Genomic DNA, 21,471 nt, shown 5'->3' on the forward strand with positions numbered 1-21,471 from the left:
GAGGATGTGACGAGTGTGACGGATGTGACGCTACATTGAATGTGAACGGCAAATCGATTTATACTGCTACAGCGTTGGGTGCGGTACGGTTGCAAGCCGGGATGCTCAGATATTCCGCCTGCTGACGCGACCGGCCATAACACTCTCCAACAGCACGGAATTGGCTCGATTCTGCCCCCGTTGCGGCATTGACGTGGGCGGATTGAGCGGATTCTGTCTCCACCGATGACACCGAAATCTCCATTGATAGCGAATGGCAGACGGCGATACACAGTTGATACTCACGTAACTGGTCGGCGATCGCGATGACGAGTTGGCGCAGCGACGACGAGACAGGTGACGATGAGCAGTGGTACGAAGTTCAGTTGTCGGTCCCGTGGGTCGTCCCCGGCGTGAAGAGCGTTCAGGATGCAATCAATATTGCAGTTGCACAAGTCGGTGAGCGGACGAAGTCAACAGAAGCACGGTCGTCGGAGATCCTTGTTCAAGATGTTGGCTGTCCCTCCTGTGGGTATGAAATGGAGGCGGCGCTCTGTACGACGGATTTTGCGCTGGTCGTACTGACTGTTATCGTCGAGATGTTGGCAGAGTCTCACGAGGAGAGCGAGCGTGTCGCGAAGCGCGAGTTGGGCGTCCGCATGAAGGACATCCCGCTCACGGTGTTGGAGACGCGACCGGTTGACGAAGCGGATGAAAAGCCAGAAATGAACTTCGCGGATCTTGGTCGCGACGTCCAATCCAGAAGCGAAACAAAGCAAACGCAAGGATAATTGCTACAAGAACACCCCCCGGAGTGTGAATGGAATCCTTGATCGACACCCCTCGGTGTGAATGGGTGAATAGATGACGAATTGATATAACCACACCCCCACACCCCTCAGTGTGAATGGTGTACCACCGCTCATACCAGGTTTAATCTTTCGTGATCAACGTCAGTACGGTCACGACTGGTAGTCTCCCTTCGCTTCGCTCAGCCATCGGCTGCGGCGTAACCGCCTCGCCTTGTAGAACTACTCTACTCGGAGGGCTGTTTATGCCGGAATATAATAAAATTAACTACTAGTGCGGTAGCGGTGCGGTTGTCGGTGCAGTTGAACACACTGGACAGACAACACAGCAACAAATACCGCCCGGTGGTAAGGATATCTTTAGGTACAGACGGTCTAGAGGGCGTTCGCGACATTACTGCCGTGTGTTCTCTTTCCGGTTAGACTGAGGAACGAGTGTTAATTTAGTATCACTGTGTCCTATGGTGGACCATTCACACCGAGGGGTGTGGGAGGTATCACCCCATCAGCTCTTGGAGTTCTGGTGTCGAATTAATCAGCCCTCTCCGGGTGCTTTCTACTTCACCCTGTAACGAGTATGATCTGAACTTCCCGTCATCTCCGCCCTCTTTCTTCTTCGACTCGAGAACACCCGTTGTCACGTGTTTATTTAACAGCTCGAGAGCACGATTGTATCCTTTCGGCTCAACACGGACATCTTTCGCGACTGTTTCGTACACTTGATGTATTTCTGAAGTTCGAAACCATTCTTTCTCCGGGTTGTTCCGATCAAGTCGAGTAAGTGCAAACAGGAGTAGCTTCCCTGATAATGGTGTTCCCTTGACCATTTCCATGAATAGTTCTACTTCAACGAGCTCGTCAGCTTCAGAGACGTGGTCCGCCGTGACGATCTCGCCACCCTCTTCGTCGGCAACCTCACCAGCGTTTCGTAACAACCGAACTGCACGGCGGGCGTCACCGTGTTCATCGGCCGCGAGCTCGGCCACTTTCGAGATCACATCATCTTCCAGTACTTTTTGGTAAAATGCGTCACGGCGATTATCCAGAATAGAGACAAGCTGATCCTCCTCGTAGGGTGTGAATGTCCAGTGCTTGGGCTGAAGCGTTGATTGAGCCCTTGAATCAATATCCCCTTTGAATTCAATATCGTTTGAAATGCCGATCGTCACCACAGGGAAGTTAACATCATCTTTCGATTTGGCCCTCGACAGTGTGTAGAGAATCTCGTTGATTTCGCCGTGTTTATCGATCTCGTCGATTATAACAACAAGCCCACCCGGAAACTCTCTTTCAACAATAGGCCATAGTTTCTTGTCACGATAATGTTCCGCTGATAGACCCAGAGATGGGACGTCGACTGGATCGTTGGCTTTGGCATTCACTTGTTCTGCTATCTTACGAAAAGTAGAGGTGTATGTCGATATTGGATCTGGATTAACATACGCCGTAACAATAGACCCATCAGTCCCTTCTGTCGTTGCCTCGAGGCGCTCACAGACGTGCCTAGCGACCAGTGTCTTCCCGGTCCCTGTCTCCCCCCACATCACGATGTTGTCCGGAACATCGTCCGTCCTCATCTTACGGAGATTCTTCGCCAAGGATTTTATTTTATCATCACGTCCGACGATCCGATTCGCATCTGGGACATTATCTATTTCGAGCAGCCACGGTTTCTCAAAGATTTTTGATTTATATTCGTCGCTCTGATCGTCGACACTCAAAATCTCGTCAACAGTTGTCTGGGTTGTATTGTTATCCGTCATATTGAGGACATCCGATCCCATTCACATAAAGGTAACCGACCCTCGATGTGATAGGCCAATCCATATTCACGTTTTAGAAGAACTGAGAGTGCGGTTCCGTATGTATATAAATTCCGGAAAGTAAAGGATCCCATTCACACTCCGGGGGGCAAACTGGGGATTCCATTCACACCGAGGGGGGTCAAATCGAGGACCCCATTCTCACTCCGGGGTCAAACTGGATATCCCATTCACACCGAGGGGGGTCAAATCGAGGACCCCATTCTCACTCCGGGGTCAAACTGGATATCCCATTCACACCGAGGGGGGTCAAATCGAGGACCCCATTCACACTGAGGGGTGCTGGATAGCGATTAAAGAGAAGAGAAATTTTAGTGTAGAGGATATCATCGACGTTAGTCTCGGAATTCCTCATCGAGGAGGTTGCGCTCGGCGGGATCGCCGTCGTACGTGAACGAGACGAGTTCGTAGAAGTCTTGATTCGTCCGATCCTCAAGATACACGCTGTAGTCCGTGTCCGCGTCGGGTTCGTCATCTTCGCCGTAGCCGAGGACGAGATACTCGGTCTCCGTCTCGTCGACGACGAAGTGAGACCGATCGACAAACCACTTATTCTCGACTCTGTACCAGCCCTCGTCCTTATTGATATGGAAGATGCGGCCGTACTCTGGGTTTCCACCGTTTTTCGAGACTCTGATGGGATACATCGTCGGAACGGCGTACTCGTCGGAACTCTTCCAGTCACCGATATCGACGGCCAGATCGAAGGTAAGGTCGACAAGCCAGACAGGGCCGTGATATTCGGTGTCATCCTCGTATTCGTTAATGATACGGTAGAAATGGTACGGGTCGGAAACCGAGGCGGTGAGCGGGAAGACAGGCTCATCCGAGTCAGGCGTCGGGCTCGAACTCTCCCCACCATCATTCGTCCCGCCACTAGCGCTGGAGCTGGAGCAGCCGGCGAACGCGGTGATTGCTCCAGCGCCGGCGAGCGCACCGGTCTCCTGGAGGAATGACCGGCGACCGAGAGTACTGTTCGAGTGCTGTGCGTCCGCAGAGGTATTGTTGGAGTTCATGATTGGAATGAACGAAATCGACCGAGAACAGCGGTTACGCCGCCTCTCCGATCTCCATCACTCCTCTTCAGGGCCCAATACTCACACGATGCCGAGGAAGGAGCTTGGTGGGTGTTCATAGTCAGAACTAGCAGTGAAACGCAGGCATAACTCTTCGCGAACCACATTCAACTGAAGCGGTAGCGCAGAGTACTCTTCCTCAAGGAGCGACAGAAGGAGCGAGTAGGGGGGAGGAGCGCGTTCATATCGGTTACAAACGCTAAAGCATAGGTAGCCACTTGTCCACATTGAAATTGTGGCAGACGACTACGTGCGTCGGACGGCAATCACTCGTCTCGAAGTTACGGACGTGCAACGCGACCTCCTCGAAGATACTATCACCGAGTGGAAGCGTGGTTGCCAAATCGCCACGGATCTGGCCTGGAGCAAGTGCAACATCAAGAGCGACGTACAGCCCCTCGCCTACGACGACGTGCGCGAACACACCGACCTCGGTAGTCAGCACGCGATTCTCGCCACCCACCAAGCCGCCCAAGCCATAACGGGCTGCATCGAACGCCGATCCAAAGGCAAGAAGACCAGTAAGCCCACGTTCATCGCACCCACGGTGAAGTACGACACCCGGTCAATGACGATGTTCGAGGACGGTACAGTGTCGCTCTCTACAACAGAGAGTCGCGTCCGGTGTGACCTTGCTCTACCCGACGCTGAGGATGGCTACCAACGGCAGTACCTGGACTCCGACGAATGGAGCGTCACGGAAAGTACGCTCACTGCCCGCGACGGCAACTACTTCTTGCATATCGGCTTCCGCCGACATAAGAACGATATCGAACGAAACACCGCCGGGGACGGAACGGTTCTCGGGGTTGACCTCGGTATTGAAAATCTCGCCGTCACAAGTACCGCCACCTTCGTCAGTGGGCGGGAGTTAACGCACGACCTCCGCGAATTCGAGAAAGTACGTGCCGGGCTCCAACAGACAGGTACTCGAAGCGCTCACCGAACGCTCGAACAGTCGAGTGGTCGGGAACTTCGCTACGTCCGTGACGTACTCCATCGAGCGTCGAACGCGATAGTGAACGAAGCATTTCGGTACGAGTGTGACGTGATTGCGTTCGAGGACTTAACCCATATCCGCGAGCGGACGGGTGCGTCGTGGGGTCACAAATGGGCGTTTCGAACGCTGTACGAGCAAGTGGAGTACAAGGCCGAAGCGGAAGGTATCTCGGTGAGGCAGGTGGGGTCGGCTTACACGTCCCAACGGTGCGCTGAGTGTGGGTTCACGGCGGACGAGAATCGCACGTCTCGCAACGACTTCCGGTGTGTGAAGTGCGGGGCGGAGGCGAACGCGGACTACAACGCTGCGAAGAATATCGGTATGCGGTACGTCCGTCGAGGCCAACAGTCGTCTCGGCGGACGGGCGACAGTCAACTCGCCCTGAAGTCCGGAACAGTGACGCCGAGTGGCGGATTCACCGCCTACCCGGATGGGTTTGAGGCCGAATTCATGGACAAGCCCCACCCTCCACGAGCGAACCCCTCAGGGTGAGCGAAGTAGAGTGGGGTAGTTGACTGTAGCCGCCACATTTCACGGTGTGCAGCGGGTGCTCTGACCGCAATTGGTGACGTTGACGGTATCTCCAGACTGAGATGGAGTCGTATGTAAGGCTGAAATCCTACGTTACAGTACGAACGTAGGTGCCGTTTGGTGTTGCGTAGGACAAGAACGGACCGCCGGAACTGACACCCGCTTAAAACTGCTGGCGGATGGTCGAATGGGTACAGAAAGTGACGACGCGAGAGCCAGGTGCGTCGTCAGACGTGGGATTGGCAATACTGGCCGACGTCCAAGGACCACGCTCTCAAGCGTATGGTCGGGTCGGCTGTGACTCTCGACGGGGACTCTGCGATGAGTTCGGTGGCGTTGCCAGATTGCTTTCCAGTGTTGATATGAGTGGACACGGGCAGGACTCGTGCCAAGACTCCGGGAACGGAACCGATGGAAACAGAGTCGAACGGTCGGTGAGGGCTAAACCGATGGAAACAGAGTCGAACGGTCGGTGAGGGCTAGCGATTGATCGTCGTGAGGCCCGCGATCTTCAACGAAGGCAGTGATAAGCCGACCTCATCGATGGGGCGAGCACTAATAGATGGTCGAATCGCCCCCTCACCTCCTTCGGGGGGCAAAAACTGGAAAAAAGAAGCGCCAGAGGGAACCAGAACTGGGTAGAAGCTAGTCAAGAGTCAAGAGCCGATGTAACAGCATACCGCTTGAGACCAGCGAAACCGCAGTCGTGCCGGGGGCACTCGGCAGATTTTCGATGTACAGTGACGCCGTGCCGGAGGGCGACGTTCACCCTAGCCGGACGGGAATATCCCGCGCCGCCCTTACTGGGCGGGAGCTGGCTCCGACTCGATGTCGCTGCCGGCAGGCGCGAGGTCCTCGGCTGTCGCCTGGACTGCCGCTTCGATGGCCGAGGTATCGCTGTTGTAGACGCTGAGAACGGCGTCCGCTGCATCCGATTCACCGCTCTCGAGCGCGCCGAGTCGCGCCCGGGTCGCGTTAATGGTTTCAGCCATCCACGAGTCGCGAATCTCCCCGCCCACCGTCGAGATGTGCTCGGGCTGGATGGAGACGTTCACGCCGGCGTCCGTCTCGTACTGGTGGACCTTGCCGACCACTGCGACGAACGACGGGGTCTCGGCCGAGCGGAGCACAGCCATCGGCTCCTGCTGGTACTGCCCCGCGTAGATGTTCACAACTTCACCACCTGCCATGACGCGCCCCTTCCAGAACTCGGAGTCATCGCCGACATCCGAGGTTTCGATGAGAGCACCGACCACGAGCACGCGGTTAACCGCCTCACCCGAGGGGAGTAGCGTGAACTTTGGCGCACGATCGTCGCCTTCGTCCTCTGGGCGGGTGAACGAGTGGGTCGCCATGTTCAGCTCTTCAGCGAACACGCGCTTGGCGGGTTGGCGCTGCGTGGCGGCGTCTTCGAGGGCTGCGTTACTGAGGCCGGCATTCTCTCCCGAGTAGGAGATCTCCTCGACCTCGTCGACGAGAAAGTACTCGCCGATGACCGGGCCCCGGATGTCGTATGTCCTGCCGATGAGCAACTCACGGAGCTCCGTTTCGACGACGCTGGGATCGAGGGCCTCGGAAGCCATCTCTATGGCGTCATCGAGACTCACTCCGGAGACTGCCTCAGTCATCTCAGCGTTGAACAGCGTGCGGACAGCACGGTTGCCATCGTCAAGGATGGCCTTCAGGCGAAGATCGAACACGCCATCGACATCACCGTGTTCGGAGCAGCGACCGTTCTGAACGACACGCGTGCAGTCCTTGCTGGAGCACCGCTTGATGAGACCCGAACCCTCATCGAGGCCAACGAGCGTCCCAGTGGCACGAATCGACCCGTCCGTGGGTTCGACGGCCTCCTCGGACTCCGTGACACTGCTCGCCTTGTTGAGCGAGATGGAGTACTTGCTCTCGTACTCGTTCGTGACCGCCGAGGTGATGTCGTAGGTGACACCCTCCTCGAGGGTCGGGAGTGAGTCGGTGTTCTTCGCCCAGACAACGAACTTCATTTGGGCCGTTTCGTCGGCGATGAGGCCGACCTGCCGCATGGAATCGGAGTGCGGCTCCCAGAGGTCGACGATCTGCGCCCGGACGTCCACCCATTCCTCGTCACCGAGATCCGAGATATCCTCGAGAGCTATCCGGTCGAAGCCCCGGGAACTGCTGTTACCGGTGCCGACGAAGCCGGCAACCGCCTTGACCCCGTCCGAGAGGTCGCTGGATTCGAGGTCGTGGTCGTCGATGAGGTTACGAACTGTCGTCTCGACCGCCGTCTCGATCGGAACGGAGTACTCCTGCAGGGCCGCGATCCGCTCTTCGATGCCCGATGCGGGGATCTCCACGCCCATCTCGCCGAACTCGCCGCTGATGTCTTCCGCGCGCTGTGCTACGTCAGTGGTAATGTTTGCACACATATTTGTCACTCTCTGAGGGAATTTCTGAGAAACGGCTTCGGGACTGGGCACCCGACCGTCGCGCCTCACCCCACCCGCTCTCCCTCACCCCCTTTGGGGGCTAATACTCACGGGAGACGCAAGCGGGATAACCGGAAAGCGACGATTGGGACATCCCGACCGCCGCCGTATGGACTAATTCGCTCCGAGGTTGAACCCCGGATCTCGGACGAGAATGAACGCAGTCACCGCTGGGCCCCTCTCTGACTTCCCTCACCCCCCTTTGGGGACCAAAACTCACGCTGCGAGGAGCTGGGGAACCCGAGAGAATAGAGGCACTTTTCGCGTCCGAGTCAATAATAGCCGATAATCCGGAAATATATACCTCGCACAAATATCGTCAGCGTGTGAAGCAGTTCAAATATAAAACGGTATGCGCCTTCACCTGCTGATATACGATAACGATGAGGTTATTCGATCTATTCCTATTTGGGTTCCCGGCCATCTTATCAGCAAGCGTCGCACTGTTTGCGTGGCAATATCGGTCAAATCCTGGGGGCACGCCGCTTGTTATCCACGCGCTTGGGTCAGCAGTGTGGATACTCAGCTACGGAGCGGGCACTCGACTCAACAGCCAACTGCTTGCTCCGGGTATGCTGGGCGTTTCGTGGCTTGCCGCGGTTGCAGTGGCTTTCTCTGGGATGTACGTCGCCGTAGAGTACACGGAACGAACGTGGCTCAAACAGCCAGTGGTACTGGGTAGCATTGGGGGCTACCTCTGCTTGGAGGCACTACTGATCTGGCTCAACCCCAGAGGTCTGTTCTACACTCGTGTGCCGACAATCGTTCAAACTGGGACGCCAGTGTATGAGCTCGGCGTCTGGTGGACGGTTCATCTCGTCGTGGTGTTTGCCGCAGCTACTGCTATGCTGGGCATGTTTTTCCAAGTATATCTGAGCGAGAGTGGCGCGTATCGCCAACAGGCCCGCACAGTACTCGTCGGTATTGCAGTCATCTATATCACAGCGATCGTCGAGGTTACTGGACTTGAGCCGTATCCCGACCTGTTGTACAATGCAACGATGGCAGGGAGTACAGTCCTGTCCGTGACGTTCCTCTGGGCCCTATTCCACGCTGACTTTCTGGAGTTGACTCCTATTGCACGTAAGACGTTATTAGAGGATATCGAGGATGCGACGATTGTTCTCGATCATCAGGACCGTCTCGTCTATGCTAATCGGACTGCTCAAGACGTGTTCGATACTGGTCCGGAGTATACAGGTATGTCGGCAGACGACCTTTTCGATTCGATCATCGGTGGACACCCCGATCGGATCATCAATATGAACGACAGCGAGACAGAGATCGCGATCGCGCCTGACGATGAGAGACAGTACTTTACGATGTCAGCGTCGACAGTCGGCGACGACGAGAGAGGCCGTGCGTTCGTGTTCCACGAAATCACGGCACAAAAGCAGTATGAACTACAGATTGAACAGCAACGAGATGATCTTGAGACTCTCAATCAGGTTCTGAGACACGACATACGCAACGACCTCCAACTGATCACAGCGTACGGTGACATACTTGATGATGAGTGTGAAACAGAAAATAAACAACAGTACATAAATATGATAAATAAAAGCGCCAACCACGCTGTTGAACTCACGCAGACGGCGCGGGAGTTATCTGAGGTCATGCTTTCGGACAGCGTCGAAGAACAGCGAGTTACTCTCCAAACGATTCTGACAGACGAAGTTACCGAAGTACAAGCTTCATACCCCAGCGCTACTCTTGTGTTCGGAACAGAGATACCGTCAGTCACCCTTGCAGCAAACGATATGATCTCCTCTGTGTTTCGGAACCTGTTGAAGAACGCTGTTCAGCACAATGACAAGGAGGTGGCCGAGGTGATTGTATCGGCCACCGATCATGAGGATACAGTAACAGTCACAATTGCTGATAATGGTCCTGGCGTCCCTGATGGTCAAAAAGAAACGGTCTTCGGGAAAGGAGAGCGGGGACTGGACAGTTCTGGCACCGGAATAGGACTACACCTCGTTAACACCCTTGTTAGCATACATAATGGTGACGTGTGGATTGAAGATAATGAACCTGAAGGAGCCATATTCAGCGTTGAGCTACCCACAGTTTAAAATCAATAGTGAATGGTCATACCGAGATTGAAACACTGGGTACGATGCCGCCTCCTACAATAACAAACATTTACCAACATAGATCGCACTACTCTGGGTCTGACAGTCCACAGTGAATAACAGACTAGCTAGAACCATACGAACGGACCCGCGTCACATCCTCGACGACTAGAAGCTGTAGTCGTCGCGATCGCGAGCTTCGGCACACGCCTCGCAGAGGATGTCGAATGGCGGCCACCCGGTCAGTCCGTCGGCATCTTCGAGGAGCGTGGTCGGGACCACCCCCGACATCCCACACCCACCGTCACACGACGCCCAGGAATGGCTGACCGCGGCGAACGTCTCGCCATGTGGGTCGTGGTCGGGCTTCCTGAACTCGGGGCCATCGCCGGTCTTGAACTGAACGCTCACGGGTTCTTGCGGCTCAATTTTGGCTTCGGTCGCTGATCCGCTGAAATCGCTGTCGATACGCCGCTCGTCGGGGTTGATGTTGTCGTACATCTCACTTCCCTCACCCCCATTTGGGGTCCAATACTCACGCTGCGAGGAGCGGGGGTACACACGGAACGAACGGCGCGATCAGCCTGCCGGCCGAACAGTTCGGAACAGCGTCGTTAGAGCCTGTCATACAAAACTTCGCACGGTCTGTCTATCCGACTCTTGTCAAGACCCGCGTGCAAGATACAACGCGCGAATCGGCCAGTACCGACTGGTCACGGAGCAGGGTCGTATTCGTGTGTCGCCGTCCAGTAGGCACCGAGACGGTCGATCAGCCGGTCAGGGGCTTCCGCAAAGAGCCGCTCGCCAAGGGGCCGGCCTTGACGGTGGAATTCGGACCGCTTCGCAGTGAGTATCTCGTTCAGTATCTCTCTGGTTGCTGGGGCGAACAGTTCCTCGTCGTGCATCACCATTTCGAACTCCGCGAGGTCGTTCTCGTAGCCGATGATATCGGACAGCTGTTTGAGTTCTGCGCGCCGGCGCTTCATCGGGCCGACCCACACACGCCGGAGGAGCCGGGTGTGGTAGCGGTGGTACTTGATCCGCTTTCGCCACTCGTGAAAGCGCTCGAACTCCGGCTCCTCGTACGCCTCACCCATGCGATTCCGGGCCCGCTTGTAGGACTTGCGCAAGCCGCCAGCCACCGCGTCGTACCCCTCCGTCGCGATCGGCAGATTCGGGACGCGGTCTCGTCCCTCGACCAGATCCGCCCGGACCTGCGCCAGTCGTCGCTCAAGATCCTGTTCAGCAGTCATCGTCTCGCGTCGATCGACCAGTGTCGCCCGAATATCGGCGAGCGTCGAGTCGTCCAAGGCGCCGCGCGCCTCGACCGCAGGCCGGAGGTGGTCGTCGAACGTCTCGATAGCCGCGTGAGCGTCGCGAATATCAGAGATTCGCCGGGCCGCATCCCGGTAGTGGACGTTCTCGCGTTTGTACGTGGGCAAGACCGGCCGAACGAGTCGAACGGCCGCTCGGATCTCTTTACACCGCTTGCGAACCTCGTGGACCGTCTCGTGTACGTCGTCGCCCTCGTCGATGTGGTCGATCCCTCGTTCGATCTTGCCGTCGACGATTCGCTTGATTCCGTCCGAGACGTGTTCGTCGGGTTGGAGGGTGTATTCCATGGGTGACTTTGGCTACGAACCGTTATCCTCGGCAATCTCTCTGAGGGCTGTCGCGACAGCTTCGACCTCGAGTGTCGACTCGAAGGCTTCGAACCGGTCAAGCGCCTCGTCGGACCAGTTCGACGTTCGTTGCTGCCTTTCAATGAACCCCTCGAGATAGACTGCCATCTGGTAGGCCTCCTCTGGCGTCGAGTCGGACGAGGTGCTGCCAGGGATGAGAGGCTCCAGATCGTCTTCGTACTCCGCTATGTCGAACGTCCAGGACCCAGAGCTGTCGCGGTACTGGTCGTACCGTCTCGGGAAGTCTGAAGCGTCTGGGCACATAATATGGACGATAGTTTATAGAGCCTATTTAGGCTTATGCAGTCAAATATTCAGGTATGTCAGGTTTTTAGCCGCGTCGTCATGAGCATAGCTGAATCACCCGCCATCAATGCATGACCTCGTGGCGTGATACACTGCTGGGGGTACGACGGCAAATCGTCAAAGGCGGGAATACGACAACTCGCTTCGGCTAAGAGGGTGTCTCGTACTCCGAACGAAGCCGGGTCCGGGCACCGTCACGCGTCTTGAAATACCGACGGTCACCGTCTTGTGTACGGACCGCCCATTCGTACGTCTCGCTGTCGGGATGATACCACTGCTCAGCGTATCTGTCGAAAACCGATGGAGTCTCGCTGTCCGAGTGCCCTTCTTCATCCCCATCGGAGTCGACGGTGGTGGCTGACAAGTCACGGTCGCTTTCGACACCCCCGTCGGGGGTTGGCTCGATGAGTAGCCCCTCTTCGATCAGGTCCATGTCAACGTCCATACCAGGTCCGTACCCACGCTCGAGGGCGGCGTCCGTGGCCGCCATCAGGATTTCCTGGGTGTCCCGTACTGGCTCGTCGTCCGGTGTGACCTGCTCGTAGCTCCCGTCGCTTTGCATCACCCACCGGCGGCGGTTGTCAGTGAGTGAGACCTCCAAAACCAATCGGAGTTGGTTGCGCAGTCTCGTTGCTTCGACGGGCGTGACGGCCTCGACACGGTGGTCGAGGTTGCGGGTCATCCAGTCCGCAGAGCCGATGAACCAGTCGGGGTCGCCGGCGTTCTCGAAGTAGAAGATCCGAGCGTGCTCGAGGAGGCGCCCGACGATCGAGTGCACGGTGATGTTCTCGCTGACGTCCTCGAGGCCGGGCCGGAGTCGGCAGATGTCGCGGACGATGAGGTCTATGTCGACGCCGGCCATCGAGGCGCGATACAGTTCTTCGACCATCTTCGGGTCCTCGAGGCCGTTCACCTTCACGACGATTCGCGCACGCCGGTCAGCACGGGCGTGATCGGCTTCGCGACGGACCATCTCTGTGAAGCGCTCACGCATCGTCACCGGTGCGATGAGGAGCTTCCGGAAGCGCTCGTCGAGCGTCGGCCCGGTGAAGAAGTTGAAGACCTTCGTGAGGTCTTGCCCGACGTCGCGATCAGTGGTCAGCAGTCCGAGATCGCAATACCCCTTGGCGGTCTCGGAGTGATAGTTGCCCGTGCCGACGTGTGAGTAGAGTTGGACGCCATCCTCCTCTCGACGGACGACAAGCGCCGTCTTCGTATGTGTCTTCAGACCGACGGTCCCGTAGGCGACGTGAATGCCCTCCTCCTCGAGGCGGCGCACCCATTCGAGGTTGTTCTTCTCGTCGAAGCGCGCCTTGAGTTCGACCATCACCGCCACTTGTTTCCCGTTGTCCGCAGCGTCGATGAGGCTCTGAATCACCTTCGAGTCGCTCGCCGTTCGATAGATCGCGGCCTTCACTGCGAGGACGTTCGGGTCATTCGCGGCTGCGTCGAGGAACCGCTGCACCGTGCCCTCGAAAGCGTGATAGGGGTGATGGACCAGGATGTCGTCCTCGCGGATTTCGTCGAATATCGCCGTCGTCTCGTTTCGACTGTCGCCCGCTTTCGGCAGTAGTCGCGGATGTGGCTGTGGTGTCCACGATGGGAGTTTGAGGTTCGGCCGCTCCAACTCGAGAAGCGTAAAGAAATCCTCGTAGTCGATTGGGCCCTCTCGGTGGAAGACCTCGCGGTCGTCGACATCGAGATGCTCCGTCAGAATCGAGACTGACTCATCGGCCATATCTGCATCGACTTCTAGGCGGACGATGGTCGCGAACCGCCGTTGCTCGAGGACGTCCTCGATGATATCGACGAGGTCCTCGGCGACCTCTTCGTTGCGTCGCACCTCGGCGTTCCGCGTCACCCTGAACTTCGAGACGTCGAGGATGTCGAGACCGGGGAGGAGCATATCGAGGTTGGCCTCGATGAGATCCTCGATCAGGACGTACTGTTCGGAGGTGTCCGGAACGTCGACGAGACGGGGCTGATTTGCCGGGATCTTGATTCGCGTAAACGTCGTGTCCTCACCCGTCTCCGTCGAGAGGACGGCGAGCGAGAGGGAGAGGTTCGAGATGAACGGGAACGGGTGGGCGGGATCGAAGGCGAGCGGCGTGAGGGTGGGGAGAACGGACCCTTCGAAGTACGTCTGGAGTTGGTCGCGCTGCTCTCCGTTCAGGTCGTCGTACTCACGGATCGCGATACCTACGTCCGCGAGTTCGGATTTGAGTTCGGTCTGCCAGTAGGTGTCTTGGCGGCGGAACAGTGGTCGTGCGGTCTCAATGACCTCATCCAACTGCTCGCTGGGTGTGCGGCCGTCAGGTGTCGTCACAGTAACGCCGGCTGTGACCTGCTGTGTGAGTCCGCCGACGCGTTTCATGAAGAACTCGTCGGTGTTCTTAGTGAAGAACGCAAGAAACCGGAGGCGTTCGAGTGGTGGGTTGCGTTCGTTCGTGCCCTCACTCAGAACACGCTCCTGATAGGCAAGCTCAGAGAGTTCTCGATTGAGATAATACTGTGGATCCGTCAAATCCGGTTCAGTCATTCGTTCCTCCGGTTCGCTCATTTGTTCCATAAAACCATATCCGCACTGGTAGTATTTGCTGCTTCCTACTGGGAAACAGTCACCTTCGTGGTGGAAGACGAACCCCGGAACAAGAACTCGCAGGGAGCGATAGTCTGCGCACGCAGGAGCGGACTGCTGCATCGTTTCTCCAGACATTGCGTATTCATGTGACTGATGGCGAAGTCGAAAACCACATACATTCAACGCATCCCTCCGCACGACTGTTGAATACAGCCTCTGTATCGGTCACGGACAGCAAGTGGAACGAGAACAAGTCACGCATGGCCGTCCAAGATATCGGTTTGTGCCATCATCAAACGGCCGGTGAAGCGATACACCCGGTGTTATAATGTATATAGAAATCTATACCGCTCTTAGATAGGATTTTTCAGAACCGGCACTACGAAACGGTATGATCGACGACGAAGTGATCGTCGCGTTCGTGTGCGTCCAGAACGCGGGGCGGAGCCAGATGGCAACCGCGTTCGCGAAACGAGAGATGGAGAACCGCAACCTTGGAAACCGGGTTGAGATACTCACCGGCGGGACGAACCCAACTGACAGCGTTCATCAAAGCACTGTCGAAGTCATGCGGGAGGATGGCATCGATCTTTCGGATCGTACACCTCGTGAAATCACGTTCGAGGAACTACAGGATGCCGATATCGTAATCACCATGGGCTGCTCCGCAGACGACTTATGCCCAGCTACGTGGAGCGGCGATAATCGCGACTGGGATCTAGACGACCCACACGGACGGTCCCTCGACATCGTTCGCGGGATCCGAGATGAGATTCGCGACCGCGTCGCCGACCTCTTGGCAGAACTCGAAGCCGGTCGGTCCGCCGAAACATCGTGACCCCGCTCCGTTCCAAGGAAACAGCCGCCCTCGGACTGGAGACTGCCTGGTGCACGATACACGCGTTAGCTCGCACGGCGACCCTGTCTGAAACTCAGTGGGTTCTGAGACGAGTGCTGCAGAGAAAGTGCGTCTCGGTCGTCGGGTCAGTATCGCACCCCTAGCTACCGGGGGTAGTGTCGTACCTCGGTGGGGATATGGCCCGTCGGCTCCCCCACCATCGACGGGTCGCCGTCTACGGCGGACCGGCGTGTTCGGCGAGCGCTTCCCCGGACACCGCACAGTCTGGGAAGTGGCCTGCCGTTTCGTGGGGGCAGAGAGTTATGTACCACTACCATTGATATTTCTACATGTACGCATCGGCGATCAGTGGCGGAGACGAGGAGCGGCAGCTCCCATGACCGAGCACCCGGTGTTACCGGCCGAGGAGTCCGTGCTGACCACCGTCGACGAGGAGGACCTGTACAAGGACAGCGGCAAAATAAAGAAGAAACACTACAAGCGGGAACTCGAGCGGCTCCAAGAAGAGCTCGTCAGACTCCAGATGTGGGTCAAAGAGCAGGGGCTCCGGGTCGTCGTGCTCTTCGACGGTCGAGACGCGGCCGGCAAAGGCGGAACGATCCACCGAATCACTCGCCGGACGAGTTCCCGGGTGGTGAAAGTCGTCGCGCTCGGCAAGCCCACCGAACGCGAGCAGAGTCAGTGGTACTTCCAGCGGTACGTCGAACGCCTCCCGGCGGCCGGTGAGATGGTGCTGTTCGACCGGAGCTGGTACAACCGTGCGACCGTCGAGCGCGTGATGGACTTCTGTACCGACGAGGAGTACCAGGAGTTCCTCCGGTCGGCCCCCGAGTTCGAGCGGATGCTCATGCGCTCGGGGATCATTCTCATCAAGTACTGGTTCTCGATCAGCGACGAGGAACAGGAACGACGCTTCCAGAAGCGCAGCAACGACCCGAAACGGCGCTGGAAGCTCAGCCCGATCGATCTTGAAGCCCGAGAGCGGTGGGTCGAGTACTCGCGGGCGAAAGACGCGATGTTCACCTACACGGATACGAGTAACTCGCCGTGGCACGTGATCAACGCCGATATCAAGAAACATGCCCGGCTCAACTGTATCAGTCACCTCCTCTCACAGATCGAGTACGAGGACACCATGCCTGGGCCGACCGAGTTGCCGGACCGTCAGCAGGATCCCAACTACGAACGCCCGGCGATCGACGGCCAGAACTGGGTGCCTGCACTGTATGGGTCAAATCCATCGGCAGCCGACGTCGAACGGTCCTGACCGCGCTGGTCTCGTGTCGTGCGGTTGCCGCTGTGCACCCTCGCCCGATGCAGGCGAGGTGCGCCCAAGCCACCTTTTCGTTTCGATGCTCTGTGCCACGTGTTCGATATCGCACCGATTTCGGCTTGTAAGAAATTCTTCACCCGATATTGAGATCTCCAGTACCGGTTCCCTCTTCGTCCCACTCCAACTCGAACTCGAGTTCTATCTCCGCTGATCCCCCAGACTTCGACGCTTCGCGTTCGACCTCAACCTCGAACTCGACGCGTCTCGGGGGAGTGAGTGTCACCGACTCGGTACCGGATTCGAGAGTGAATTCATCACCGGACTCCAAGTGGTCTGCGACCGTTCGAAGGTACTGTGCAACTTCACCTGTGTCCATGTTCCGTTCGAATTCGAACAGTGTTTGTTCGGGCATTCCTCGACATACGATGGACAGGCTATTGACTGTGAGTATCTGTGCAACCCGTGACACAGTTGATGCATCTACCTAATACCAGTACTATCGCCAGCATACTGGGACGACGACGATAGGTTGCTAACTACACCCTCTATATCTTGCATACCACCTCAGATATCAATCGTATCTAGTAGTTCCTTTGTCGCTCAGTACGCAGTCCTGCTAACCGGCTGAGACTGATTCTATAAGCGGTCAAGGCAGAGTACCACGGGTCACCTGACCCGTGGGTGAATGCCGACAAAACGCTACACTTACTAGACTTCACGGCAAAATACTGGTAATGCAAGATGCAGGACTCACCCAGACACTTTCTTTTGGATTGACCATCCAAACGGGGAGTCCTGACAACTTGCACGACAGCTGTCTCGAAGCCCGGAGAGTACGTAACGAAGTCAACCGACTTGATCGTGAAGGCTGGGACTGGAACGACATCCACGACACCGTAGTTGATAACGCCAACCACGTCAAAAACACTACCCAACTCCTCGTCCAAAAAGCACTCAAAGAGATTGAGACGTACCACGACCACAAAGACGACGACTGGGGACGCCCATCCCCGTACATCGATGAACCGTATCCGATGCGGATGAACCACAACGAAGGATACGCGCTCACTGTGGACGACTCGGGTGACGTTCGCTTCCGCGTCAGTTACAAACCGTACAACTACGTCAAAGGCGTCCTTCGTGGTAGTCCCACTCACCTCGAACAAGTGAAGAACGCGCTGAACTCCGACTCGTGGCGAGTCGGTGTTTCTGAACTCGTGTACAAACACAATGAGTGGCGACTCCACGTCTCGGTCACGCACAAAACCCATTCAGTAGCGTCTCCAGACAACGCGGAAACAGTGGTTGGCGTGGACATCAACGAAGATTGTGTGGCTCTCACCGCGATGTGTCGAAACACAGGCGATGTGCTGGACTCGGTGGTCATTGAGTACTCGGACATCAAGCGTGTTCGCCACGAGTTCTTCACGAAGCGTAAGCGAATGCAGAAAGTCGGCCAAACCGCGTTCGAGACTGTTGTCCGCACGGAAGAACGAGACTTCGTTCACGACCACCTCCACAAAGTATCGCGTGACGTGAATCGTTGGGTCTCGCAATTCAACGACCCGGTACTCGTTTTTGAAGACCTCAAAGACATGCGAGACGCCATCGATTACGGAACACGAATGAACCGCCGCTTGCATTCCCTTCCGTTCGCCGCCCTTCGGAGGATGGTGACGTACAAAGCCGCATGGAATAGAACGCCATCAGATGCTGTTGACCCGAAGTACACGAGTCAACGGTGTCCTCGGACGGAGTGTTTGCACACGGAGCGAGCAAATCGCTACAAGAAGCGGTTCAAGTGTAAGGCGTGTGGTTTTCAAGACCACGCTGACCGGAAGGCAGCGGTGTGCGTGGCACAAGAGTGGTTCAAGAAGCAGAATAAGAATGTGCTGTCTCTCGACACCCTTCCTCGCGTGAAGAAGGTGAGACGGACGGCATCGGGCCTGTGTGAAGAGGCCGACGCTCACGGAGCAGTTTTTGCTTCGGGTGTGACCGACACGGAGTCGGCGCAAAACTCCCCGAGTCAAGCGCGAGCGGAAGTAAAGACCGTTGCCCCGTCAGGGTGAAGTACCGCGGGGACAAGCCCCGCGGCTTCACCGTCTTGACCGCACGTCCCAAAATGGGCCGTGCTGTCGCAGGCGAATTTAATTCCCCTCGACCTTCCCGAGATGGGTCGGCTGGAATTCACACCCGAACGCCCGGTGCGTCCGTGAGGGTCGGCGGCTCCACCCCGCCCGACAACACCCGTCTCACCTGCCGTAGCAGGGTGTTGAGAGGTGTCGCATTTCCTCGCAACTGCCAGCAGTTGCTTCAGATTAAGATCTTTAACCTACGTTGCAACTGTGTCCGTCGATACGGTGGATTGCTTAATAAGCGTACGGAATTCACCCTCGGGGTCAAGCCCCGAGGCACTCGGCCTGCTCCGCTTGTAGACACGGACGCCACGGGTCACTCGACCCGTGGTACTTCACGACACGCTGCCGTTACCTGAAGAGACGCGAGAGGAAGCCCTGTTTCTTCCGGCGTTCCTGTTCTTTGGCCTTGATGCGTTCATTCGCCTGTTCATATTCTTGTAGGACGGCGTCGATGCCTGTGAGGGTCTCTTCTGCGGTCTGTTCGTCTTCGCGCTGAACCTTCGGCCGCATGATCTGCTTGACTCGCTTCACAGGGTCATCAGGGAGCTCAGAATCGTCTTTTGAGAGCTTCCCCAGGCGCTTGAGCTGTGTCCGATACCGAGCGCGTTCCTCCATCAGCTCGTCCATCGTTTCAAGATAGACCGTGAGGATGAACCGGAGGCGTTCGTTCTCCTCGCCCTGCTGGTTGAGTTCAGCGAGCTCTCGTGCCTGCCGGTCGAGTTTCCGGGCGAGGATACGCTGGTCTTCACGAGCGACACGCATCGCCTGGTCGGTTGCGGAGTAGCCCCGGAGTTCACCGACGGTCCAATCCGCCGGATGCTTCTCGTCATCAGCAAGTGTCGGATCGGTGCGTTCCCATCCCGGTCCGGCGTTGCGAGCAGACGCTTCCATCATCCGCTGAGTGCTCTCGTCGAGGTTGGAATCGGTGTCCACTCCACGCGAATCAGCTGGTTCGCGACCATCTGCTGTCGGCAGCGCGGTCCCTGTCTCGGCCGCTTTCGGCTCTTGAACAGGACTCCCATCAGCATTGGTCTCCGCTGTAGAGAAAGCCTCGGGAGTGGTCGTCGATGAAGCGCTATCATGACCCGGATCCGGGGCTTGGCCGTTCTCTCGCTTCGGTTCCTGCTCGGATGTGTAGGCGTCAGCGACTGCTGCTGGGTCGTCGTCTCCGTCGGGGTCGACAGCGATGAACTCCTCACTGTCCTCGAGGTCGGGATGGGCATCGGCATCGACGGTGTGAGTCTTGTCCGCTGTCGCTTCACTGTGCAGTGGGCCGGGTTCATCCGTAGCGGTTCTGACGGTCTCGGACGGCACAGAGTCGGAGTCCGTATTGAACTCCATCGGTGGAAGGTCACGATTGTTGCCCCCCGAGCCGTTGGAATCAGCTTTCGAGAACTTCACACCATCCTCGCTCGGGACTTCGTAGTAGTCCTCCACTCGGAGGAGCGCACGGGCCAGCGTGACGTTACCGTAGGTTGCGCCACTCGCGTAGTGACGTCGCCCCCACTTCTCGCGGTGCAGACCAGACTCCTCGAACAGCGCGGCCATTCGTTCGGGGTCCTTGCCCGTCCAGAACGCGAGGTTGTGAGCGAGCGCCATATCGGCTTCAGACTGGCTTGGATAATCGGCGTCATATGACCCCCACATCGAGGCGTCACCTTCGTAGAGACGCTGCCTGCGGTCCCCTCCGTTGGCGTCGAACATCCGTCGGAGTATCTCTTGGTCTGATAGGTCTACACCGGGCCCGGCGAGGTCGCTAAATGTGGTGGGACACTCGGAAGGAAGGTACTTCTTCGCGACCCGCTCGAGGGCTTCCTTGATGGCGGGGTCACGGACGTCCCTGAAGTCGTCTCCGTAACGCTCGATGAGTGAACTTGCACTCTGCTGCGCCGGGGCCTCGATGTCGCTGGCGGTCGCCGCGATATCTCCATTGTTTGAACCTTCGACTTCCGCCCCCTGGTTGAGAGTCGCCTGTCCATCTGAGCTCACACCATTCTGAATGAAGTCGAGATGAACAGCGTTTATCTCATCCTGACACTTTCGGATTTCCGTAGGGGTTCCTTCGACGTGAGCTCCAGTCACGGTGAAGTACCGATCAGAGTCATACATCTCGACGTGACCCTTCCGGTTCCCCCCGGGTGGGAGCTCCCCGCCGACGAGGATATGCACACCAGTACCGGAGGGGGAAATCTCCGTATATGAGCTGACCGTGTCGATGATTTTCTGCGCCCATTCTTCGATCTCGCCAGTATCAGAGTCACGACATTTGTCGAGGTCAATACCGACGATGGTGACGTCGTCGCTGAAGACGAACCCTAGACCATCGGCGCCTACACGATGATCGTTGAACGCCTTCCAAGCGGTGTCGAATTCTCGGCGATGATCGGGGTTGGTAGGGTCAACATTGATGCTACCACTCGTCCGATATGGTTTAGTCGGTATTTTGGTACGTTTTCCGTCTCGCATGGCTTCACGCCAGCAAATCCAGCTCTTGATGGTGCGGATTTCGTCTGGTACTCCGTCTTTAGTCACGTCTATGTTTGGCATGAATAGAACCTCATGTCAGTCCGTGCCGTCGCCTCGGTCCGCCGGGCGAGACAAACCGATTTCTGCGATTTTTTTGGGCCAAAGCGAAAACCAACAGACCGCACGCGAATTCGGTGGGGGCGCTACCCCCGTTGGGACCAATACTATGTAAAGTCATTCCGGGAACGGGGGCAGACGCAACCAGATTGCTCCATAGAGTCTTTAAGACATTTTGCCCCCGTGCGCAAAGTGCTGACGCTGAGGGGGTGGTTGAGAAGGTGGATTCTGGAGGTACAGCCCGTGTGCCGTCTGTGCGCGCCGTGCACAGATTTTGCGTGCAATTTC

Annotated in this window: 15 protein-coding genes; 6 read left to right on the plus strand and 9 right to left on the minus strand. The window is 57.0% G+C overall.

From position 1 onward, the window contains the following. Positions 1-305 precede the first annotated feature (305 nt). A complete protein-coding gene (locus tag DU484_RS18700) occupies positions 306-770 on the plus strand; it encodes a DUF555 domain-containing protein (RefSeq protein ID WP_112077709.1) in 465 nt (154 codons plus the stop codon). A gap of 515 nt (positions 771-1,285) precedes the next feature. Here the strand turns inward: DU484_RS18700 and DU484_RS18705 are convergent. Together DU484_RS18705 and DU484_RS18710 are read right to left on the minus strand one after the other, a co-directional pair. After that, positions 1,286-2,551, minus strand: a complete 1,266-nt coding sequence (locus tag DU484_RS18705) for an orc1/cdc6 family replication initiation protein (RefSeq protein ID WP_187347824.1) — start codon at positions 2,549-2,551, stop codon at positions 1,286-1,288. 395 nt (positions 2,552-2,946) lie between these two features. After that, entirely contained in the window at positions 2,947-3,627 is a 681-nt protein-coding gene (locus DU484_RS18710) for a twin-arginine translocation signal domain-containing protein (RefSeq protein WP_114606850.1), read from the minus strand. A 295-nt stretch (positions 3,628-3,922) separates the two neighbouring features. Between DU484_RS18710 and DU484_RS18715 the strand changes: the two genes are divergently transcribed. Continuing rightward, complete coding sequence (locus tag DU484_RS18715) at positions 3,923-5,179, plus strand: RNA-guided endonuclease InsQ/TnpB family protein (protein WP_114606851.1); 1,257 nt, start codon at positions 3,923-3,925, stop codon at positions 5,177-5,179. An 839-nt stretch (positions 5,180-6,018) separates the two neighbouring features. Here DU484_RS18715 and DU484_RS18720 read toward each other — a convergent pair. Continuing rightward, complete coding sequence (locus DU484_RS18720) at positions 6,019-7,626, minus strand: hypothetical protein (RefSeq protein ID WP_114606852.1); 1,608 nt, start codon at positions 7,624-7,626, stop codon at positions 6,019-6,021. A gap of 443 nt (positions 7,627-8,069) precedes the next feature. Here DU484_RS18720 and DU484_RS18725 point away from each other — a divergent pair, with 443 nt between their 5' ends. Beyond that, a complete protein-coding gene (locus DU484_RS18725) occupies positions 8,070-9,761 on the plus strand; it encodes a sensor histidine kinase (RefSeq protein ID WP_114606853.1) in 1,692 nt (563 codons plus the stop codon). Positions 9,762-9,929: 168 nt separating this feature from the next. Here DU484_RS18725 and DU484_RS18730 read toward each other — a convergent pair whose 3' ends face one another. The 4 genes from DU484_RS18730 to ppk1 form a co-directional block, all read right to left on the minus strand. Next, positions 9,930-10,262, minus strand: coding sequence for a hypothetical protein (locus DU484_RS18730; protein ID WP_114606854.1), 333 nt, complete (start codon positions 10,260-10,262; stop codon positions 9,930-9,932). A 212-nt stretch (positions 10,263-10,474) separates the two neighbouring features. After that, positions 10,475-11,383 carry a CHAD domain-containing protein gene (locus DU484_RS18735; RefSeq protein WP_114606855.1) on the minus strand — a complete coding sequence of 303 codons (909 nt, stop codon included), beginning with the start codon at positions 11,381-11,383 and terminating at the stop codon, positions 10,475-10,477. Between the two features lie 12 nt (positions 11,384-11,395). Beyond that, entirely contained in the window at positions 11,396-11,707 is a 312-nt protein-coding gene (locus DU484_RS18740; protein WP_114606856.1) for a hypothetical protein, read from the minus strand. A 190-nt stretch (positions 11,708-11,897) separates the two neighbouring features. Further along, a complete protein-coding gene (ppk1, locus tag DU484_RS18745) occupies positions 11,898-14,288 on the minus strand; it encodes a polyphosphate kinase 1 (protein ID WP_114606937.1) in 2,391 nt (796 codons plus the stop codon). Positions 14,289-14,721: 433 nt separating this feature from the next. Between ppk1 and DU484_RS18750 the strand changes: the two genes are divergently transcribed. Together DU484_RS18750 and ppk2 are read left to right on the plus strand one after the other, a co-directional pair. Continuing rightward, complete coding sequence (locus tag DU484_RS18750; RefSeq protein ID WP_114606857.1) at positions 14,722-15,168, plus strand: arsenate-mycothiol transferase ArsC; 447 nt, start codon at positions 14,722-14,724, stop codon at positions 15,166-15,168. A 397-nt stretch (positions 15,169-15,565) separates the two neighbouring features. After that, a complete protein-coding gene (ppk2, locus tag DU484_RS18755) occupies positions 15,566-16,456 on the plus strand; it encodes a polyphosphate kinase 2 (protein ID WP_114606858.1) in 891 nt (296 codons plus the stop codon). A 139-nt stretch (positions 16,457-16,595) separates the two neighbouring features. Here the strand turns inward: ppk2 and DU484_RS18760 are convergent, their stop codons facing one another. Then, the gene (locus DU484_RS18760; RefSeq protein WP_114606859.1) at positions 16,596-16,874 is read right to left on the minus strand and encodes an amphi-Trp domain-containing protein; all 279 of its coding nucleotides are present in this window, start codon (positions 16,872-16,874) and stop codon (positions 16,596-16,598) included. A gap of 322 nt (positions 16,875-17,196) precedes the next feature. On the opposite strand from DU484_RS18760, the gene DU484_RS19745 reads away from it, so the two are divergent. Next, on the plus strand, positions 17,197-18,531 hold the full coding sequence (locus DU484_RS19745; protein ID WP_157969613.1) for an RNA-guided endonuclease TnpB family protein: 1,335 nt from the start codon (positions 17,197-17,199) through the stop codon (positions 18,529-18,531). A gap of 417 nt (positions 18,532-18,948) precedes the next feature. Here the strand turns inward: DU484_RS19745 and DU484_RS19750 are convergent, their stop codons facing one another. Then, a complete protein-coding gene (locus tag DU484_RS19750; RefSeq protein WP_157969614.1) occupies positions 18,949-21,147 on the minus strand; it encodes a phage NrS-1 polymerase family protein in 2,199 nt (732 codons plus the stop codon). Positions 21,148-21,471: the final 324 nt, after the last annotated feature.

Origin of the sequence: Haloplanus rubicundus, assembly GCF_003342675.1 — an archaeon.
Classification (GTDB): Archaea; Halobacteriota; Halobacteria; order Halobacteriales; family Haloferacaceae; genus Haloplanus; species Haloplanus rubicundus.